Source organism: Paenibacillus sp. LHD-38 (assembly GCF_031157315.1).
GTDB lineage: Bacteria > Bacillota > Bacilli > Paenibacillales > Paenibacillaceae > Pristimantibacillus.
Window position 1 is genome coordinate 92305 of the sequence record NZ_JAVIFU010000025.1, and the last position, 6105, is coordinate 98409.

7 protein-coding genes are annotated in these 6105 nt (G+C 49.8%); 3 read left to right on the plus strand and 4 right to left on the minus strand.

Translation table 11 applies throughout. From position 1 onward, the window contains the following. The first annotated feature begins 54 nt into the window (after positions 1–54). From RCO25_RS20940 to RCO25_RS20950, 3 genes are all read left to right on the plus strand, one after another. Complete coding sequence (locus tag RCO25_RS20940) at positions 55–1068, plus strand: LLM class flavin-dependent oxidoreductase (RefSeq protein ID WP_308998074.1); 1014 nt, start codon at positions 55–57, stop codon at positions 1066–1068. Between the two features lie 225 nt (positions 1069–1293). Continuing rightward, positions 1294–1542 carry a hypothetical protein gene (locus tag RCO25_RS20945; protein WP_308998075.1) on the plus strand — a complete coding sequence of 83 codons (249 nt, stop codon included), beginning with the start codon at positions 1294–1296 and terminating at the stop codon, positions 1540–1542. An 84-nt stretch (positions 1543–1626) separates the two neighbouring features. After that, positions 1627–2193: a beta-class carbonic anhydrase gene (locus tag RCO25_RS20950; RefSeq protein ID WP_308998076.1), complete on the plus strand. Its 567-nt coding sequence runs from the start codon at positions 1627–1629 to the stop codon at positions 2191–2193. 140 nt (positions 2194–2333) lie between these two features. On the opposite strand, the gene RCO25_RS20955 is transcribed toward RCO25_RS20950, so the two are convergent. The 4 genes from RCO25_RS20955 to RCO25_RS20970 form a co-directional block, all read right to left on the minus strand. Then, positions 2334–2825 carry a GyrI-like domain-containing protein gene (locus RCO25_RS20955; RefSeq protein WP_308998077.1) on the minus strand — a complete coding sequence of 164 codons (492 nt, stop codon included), beginning with the start codon at positions 2823–2825 and terminating at the stop codon, positions 2334–2336. Positions 2826–2891: 66 nt separating this feature from the next. After that, positions 2892–3806, minus strand: coding sequence for a helix-turn-helix transcriptional regulator (locus RCO25_RS20960; RefSeq protein ID WP_483874715.1), 915 nt, complete (start codon positions 3804–3806; stop codon positions 2892–2894). A 53-nt stretch (positions 3807–3859) separates the two neighbouring features. Next, positions 3860–4669 (minus strand): GNAT family N-acetyltransferase, encoded by an 810-nt coding sequence (locus tag RCO25_RS20965; RefSeq protein WP_308998079.1) that lies wholly within the window; start codon positions 4667–4669, stop codon positions 3860–3862. A 187-nt stretch (positions 4670–4856) separates the two neighbouring features. Continuing rightward, a complete protein-coding gene (locus RCO25_RS20970) occupies positions 4857–5762 on the minus strand; it encodes an NAD(P)/FAD-dependent oxidoreductase (protein WP_308998080.1) in 906 nt (301 codons plus the stop codon). Between the last annotated feature and the right edge of the window lie 343 nt (positions 5763–6105).

The window sequence follows — 6105 nt, forward strand, 5'->3', positions numbered from 1 at the left end:
CTATACTGCGGAACAGAGTCTCTGTTCACGCATTTCTCAGGAGGTTAATCTACGATGCCTATTCAGGATATTCCCTTTTCCATACTCGATCTCGCTCCCATTATTACCGGCGGGACACCGGCTCAATCCTTCCGCAACACGCTTGATTTGGCCCAGCATGCCGAAAAATGGGGCTATAAGCGTTACTGGGTCGCCGAGCATCATAACATGCCCGGCATTGCCAGCTCCGCGACTTCCGTTGTGATTGGCTATGTGGCGGCCGGCACAGAAAAAATCCGCGTCGGCTCAGGCGGCATCATGCTCCCGAACCACGCTCCGCTCGTTATTGCCGAGCAATTCGGCACGCTCGAGTCGATGTATCCCGGCCGGATCGATCTAGGCCTTGGGAGAGCGCCGGGGTCCGACCAGGTTGCAGCCCGTGCGCTGCGGCGCGGCCTTGGCAGCAATGGCGAGGATTTCCCGGAGCAGCTGAACGAGCTGCGCCATTACTTCAATCCAAGCGAGGAATCCCGAGGCGTTATGCCTAGAGCGGTACCCGGCGAAGGTCTCAATGTCCCAATCTGGCTGCTAGGCTCCAGCGGCTTCAGCGCTCAGCTCGCCGGGCATCATGGGCTTCCGTTCGCGTTTGCCAGCCATTTTGCACCGGACTTCCTGCTTCCGGCCTTAAAGCTTTACCGCGATAACTTCCGTCCTTCGGATGTACTCGCTGAGCCTTATGCCATGGCCGGCCTGAATGTCATTGTCGCAGATTCAGATGAAGCTGCCGCATTTCTCGCTACCTCGCAGGAGCAAGCGTTCCTTAATCTGATTCGCGGGCGCATGGGACAGTTGAATCCGCCCGTGGACACCATGGACGGAATCTGGAGCGAGCAAGAAAAGATGATGGTGCGCAAGCAGCTCAGCTTCACGATTACCGGCACGAAAGCAACCGTCAAAGAAAAGCTGAACGCGATCATCGATCAGACAGGCGCTGATGAGTTAATTGTCGTCAGCCAAATCTATGATCATTCCGCTCGTCTTCGCTCGTTCGAGCTGCTGGCCGAAATTATTAACGAAGACCGCGCCTAAACCACAAAACCTTAATCAAAGCGTAAACGGCCACCTGTCCTTTGGCGGCAAAAGCTCGTTTCGCGGAGATATATAAACAAAGGCAGCAGCTAAAGCGTAACCGCCAAAGCTGCTGCCTTTTCTACGCCCTATCCAATGCGACATCTATTTCGTGTGTAGATTTGAACCAATTCAGCAATACTAAGACAAGCATTTTTTAGGAGCGGATCCACATGGGACAAATCTTTGCGATTTACGCCAGGTGGCGCCACCCTTTTTCAAACGATTCATCCGTTCCTGCCCTTCACCTATGCAATCAACATGATGCGGGAGGCGGTCGGCAGTATCATATGGGATATTGTGGAACGTGATTTGATCGCTTTGGCGGTGTTTGCAGGCGCCGCGCTTCTGCTCGGGCTTGCGTTGAAAAAATGGATCAACCGTTATACCGCCAAAATGCTGGAAAAAGCAAAGCAAAGCGGAATTATTCATTAGATGATCATTTGACTATCTGCCTCTTTCTATGAATAATATTATTAAATAGATAAATAGAATATATATTGGCTAGGAGGAAATGAGATGTCCATCGTTCCACGTATTTTGGAGTCTAACAAGCAGTTTGTTGAGGAAAAGCAGTATGAAGCTTATTTGACTGACAAATTCCCCGATAAGAAAGTCGCTGTTCTAACCTGTATGGATACACGGCTCGTAGAATTGCTGCCCAAAGCCTTGAATTTCAAAAACGGCGATGCCAAGTTTATCAAAAATGCGGGAGCCATCCTAACACAACCCTTCGGCAGCGCCATGCGCAGCATTCTCGTCGCCGTATATGAGCTGGGCGCACGCGAGGTGTTCGTGATCGGCCATCACGGCTGCGGCATGACCAACTTGGATACGGAAGGCTTGGTCGGCAAATTTATTGAGCATGGGATCGACCCGCTCGCCATAGAAACACTGGAAAGCTCAGGTATCAACATGGATAAATTTTTGAGGGGCTTTGCCAGCCCAGATGAAGGCGTTATGCAAAGCGTCAAATTAATACGCAAGCATCCGCTTTTTCCAAAGGATATCCCGGTTCACGGTTTCATCATAGATCCCGAAACGGGCGCCTTGGATGTTCTCGTCCAGGATTACCGTGAAGAATAGAAGCTGCGCTTTCAAAATAAAAAACTCACACCTCAGTCCTGGACTTAGAGTGTGAGTTTTTTAGCATAAAATTCAAACGTACATAATGCTTCTCTTTCACCGCGAAAACGAGTTTTTGCCGCAAAGACGGCGCCAGCCGTTTATCCTTGTTTTATCGCGATATAAATTTCGATTTCCGCTTCCTCCGGGTTAAACGTTCGTCCATCATACAGCTCATAATCACCCGTGTACGCACGCTCAAGCGAGGAATTCTGGAAATAAGCCCAAATCTCGCCCCATGCCTGCGCTACAACCTCATACACAGGCCCTTTCTTCGTCTTAAAGACGAGATACCTTGCCTCTGGCACCGCTGTCTGCACCAAGCCTGCCGGCATCTCATCCACAGCATCGCTGCCGCGTTCATGACCAATAAGAGTCGTATAGGCGCCGCTTGCACCATTCTCGTAATCGGTATACAGCGCATAGATCAAATGTCCGTTGCTTATCTGGGTCCGTTCTGCGATTCCGCTTCCGAAATAGGCATTCCACAATGCGGGCAGGCGTCCGTTCGGACCGGCCTCCTCCGCATTGGTCGTACGCGTTGTTACCCCGATAATCGCAAGCGCTGGTTTGACTACGATTTGTTCCTTCATCTGTCGTTCCCCATTCCCATTGGATTTGTTCTTAGTATAGCTAGGGAAACTGGACAGCTGTCTGTCTTAATTCTCGTAACAGGCAATAATATTTTTGGCGCGCTGAACGACTTGCTCGGCTATATGGGCAGGCTGCTCCACCTTTACTTGATTGCCAAAGCTCAGCAGCATTCCGTAAAAGAATTCATCAACTATCTGCTTGCCCTCTACGCGCACGGAGCCGTTCTCCAGCACTGAAACCTGATCCGGACGGAAAGCATCCGCCACGCGGTAGCGTACCTGCGGACGGAAAAGCAGCGTCACTTCGGTTTCGGCATTTTTCGACCATTCCGTATCCCACGCATAACTCTCCAAGGAAGGTGAATCCCGGCGCTCGAAACATTCCTCAAGCAAAGCATGCTTCTGCACGCGCGATAAACGAAAAACGCGAAATTGCTCACGCAGCATGCAGTAGGCCTGCACATACCATACATTCCCTTTTAAAATCAGCGCATAGGGCTCGATTACCCGTTCCGTCTCTGTGCCATTCATGTTTATGTAGCTTAATTGCACGCTCCGGGTTTCTTCTATAGCTTGTTTAAAGAGGTTGACCTTAAGGCGCGCCGCCGGTCCCTGTCCCCAGGGATTAAGATCGAAGACCAAGCTTTCCTCGCTGCTGCCCGCCTGCTGCTTGTCCGATTTATGCAGCAGCGATTTGACCTTTTCATGGAGCTTGGCATATGCCGTATCATCCAAAGCGGTCCTAATCCCTTTTACGGCAGCAATAATAGATGAAATTTCCTCTAAGGATAAGTACTGACGCGATATCGTGTACTGCTCCATAATCTCGAAGCCGCCAGCTGTTCCTTGATGGGCAAATATCGGAATGCCGGATTGGCTCAACGTATCCATGTCGCGGTAGATGGTTTTGGTGGATACTTCAAAACGGTCGGCGAGCTCCTTCGCGCTTATTCTGCCGCGATTAAGAAGGAGCACGATCATCGCTAGCAAACGATCGATTTTCAGACAATTTCCTTCTTCCTAACAGAGTATCTCTATATAAATCTTATTTCGGCAATGGGTCCGCTCTCAACGAAGCCTACATTTTTGTACACCTTGTTAGAGGCTGGATTTTTGATATCCGCATAGAGCATCGGTTCACGGTTCTCTTCCTCCAAAATCGAACAAAGCCCTGCAACGATTGCGCTTGCATAACCGTTTTTCCGCAGCACCGGCGGAGTATACACAGCATTAATCCTTCCGTGCCGCGGAGAGCGGTATGCAATATTGGCCATAGCCACCGGCAGCTCGTTGACGGTCCAGAAATATAAATTGCCTCTTATCACCATTCCTTCCGCAGCCGGAAGCTGGCTGGCAGGAATAACCGATGTTCCGTAAGCATCCTCGGAGAAGCCAGCCATAAATTCAGCAACGAGCTCCACATGCTGGCGCTCCGCTTTAATCATTTTCCCCTTCACTTTCATCGGCTTAATCACCTTGGGGCAAGAATAAGCTTCCATCATCATATAAGCGTGGTATTTCAACTGATTAACCTCTGCATAAAGCTTGGCGAACAGCTCAGCAGTAGGCGGAGCGCCGCATATACCGGGCAGCACCGTTCCTTGATGGTACCCAATAAGCTCCTTCATCAGCTTCAACCTATGTTCATCGGTAACATCCTCTGACAGCCATAGCCAAGCATTATGTCCCGGCGAGCCGGCGAACAGCATGCGCCCGTCAGGCGCCTTCAACGCGGTTGCCCCCTCGATCGCGGTAATCAAATGAATTAAATTATATAGCAGCTCATCCCGCATAAATGGAAACTGGTTTAAAACATAATCATCAGCTTGCAGCTTCTCTAGCATATGATTTCTCCTCCTGCCAGCCGTTAAAGCTCACGATTAAGCATGGTTCGGCTAACTACTTTGTTCCATCCAATACCCATAAAGCAAGCCGCTGTAACAAACAAGAAAATAATCGACATCCTTATTTTAGCAAAAAACCGACGGTTTGAGGCGGCTGTTGTTTATAAGCGGACCCTAATCAGAGCATTTACCATCCAAAATCCTGGTTTGTCATATCGGTATTCGCTCCAATAGCCGCCTTGCTTCCCTCTCCCGCTGCCACAACCAGCTGCGCAGGAACAATAATGGAGGAATCGCCAGCCGCATATACGCCTCTCACACTGGTTCTTCCATAGTCATCGGTTATGAATCCTCCTGCCTGTGTCATGGCACAGCCGAGCGATTCTCCGAACGAGGCTGCCTGATCCCAGGAAGGCGTGACGAACCCGCCCACGCGCTTGATCTCGCTACCATTTACAAAAACAACCCGTTTAAGCCTACCGTTCTCGCCTTCCAGTGCTTTGATCTTCTGATGTGCCACTTGAATGCCCCTTTGTCCAAGCATTCCAATCTGCTGCGCGTTTAAGCTGTCCGCCCCATTCGTACATGCGAGCACATCCCTGCTCCAGTTATAGACGATTTTGGTCAACTGGAACAGATTCGATCCCTCCGAAATGACCATCAGCGGTTGATCCCGCAGCTCCCAGCCGTCACAATAAGGGCAGCTGAATAAGCTTTTACCGTAAAAGTTTTGAATGCCGGGGATTCTGGGCAAAGACTCCTTCAGTCCGGCTGCCAAGATGACAGTACGAGCCTCGTACGTGACTCCGTTACTTGTAGTCACCTGAAATCCTGCCTCACTATGCCTAACCTCGATCACTTTATCCGGCTTAATGGTTACCGACGGGTAACTCGCAATATCCAAATGGGCTAATCTGCGAAGCTCGCGCGGTTCGATGCCGTCTCTTGTAATAAAGCCATGGGACTCACGGGTAACCGCGTTTCTAGGTTTGTTGTTGTCAAATACAATAACATCCCTCCGTGATCTGCCGAGCACAAGCGCAGCGTTTAAGCCTGCCGGCCCGCCGCCAATAATGGCACAATCCAGCCTCATATGGTTCGCTCCTCTATCCCCGTAAGTTGGAAAGCTTATCATTCCTTATAACTATAAAAAAAGAATTGCTTATCCTTATTCGGCCAATCGTGGAAGGATGCATCTATTGAAGCGATCCTTTGCATTCTATTGAAATTTTGTCGAAATATAAGGTATTTTGAACCATTTTAATAGTACAAATTGGTAAGTCATGCTAAGATAAAAGTACTACATTGTGACGACTCCCCCATGCCTAAAGGCAGGGGCTTCTCAGATCATCGGGATTCGTAACCTCACCCCTCCTTGAAGGCTCCGTCCGAGCCTAATGCTTTTCATGGTTACGATACTAAAGCGCGTTGCAAAA

Coding starts and splice junctions, on each gene's coding strand:
- RCO25_RS20940 (WP_308998074.1), top strand. CDS start 55: ATGCCTATTCAGGATATTCCCTTTTCCATACTCGATCTCGCTCCCATT.
- RCO25_RS20950 (WP_308998076.1), top strand. CDS start 1,627: ATGTCCATCGTTCCACGTATTTTGGAGTCTAACAAGCAGTTTGTTGAG.
- RCO25_RS20955 (WP_308998077.1), bottom strand. CDS start 2,825: ATGAAGGAACAAATCGTAGTCAAACCAGCGCTTGCGATTATCGGGGTA.
- RCO25_RS20960 (WP_483874715.1), bottom strand. CDS start 3,806: ATGATCGTGCTCCTTCTTAATCGCGGCAGAATAAGCGCGAAGGAGCTC.
- RCO25_RS20965 (WP_308998079.1), bottom strand. CDS start 4,669: ATGCTAGAGAAGCTGCAAGCTGATGATTATGTTTTAAACCAGTTTCCA.
- RCO25_RS20970 (WP_308998080.1), bottom strand. CDS start 5,762: ATGAGGCTGGATTGTGCCATTATTGGCGGCGGGCCGGCAGGCTTAAAC.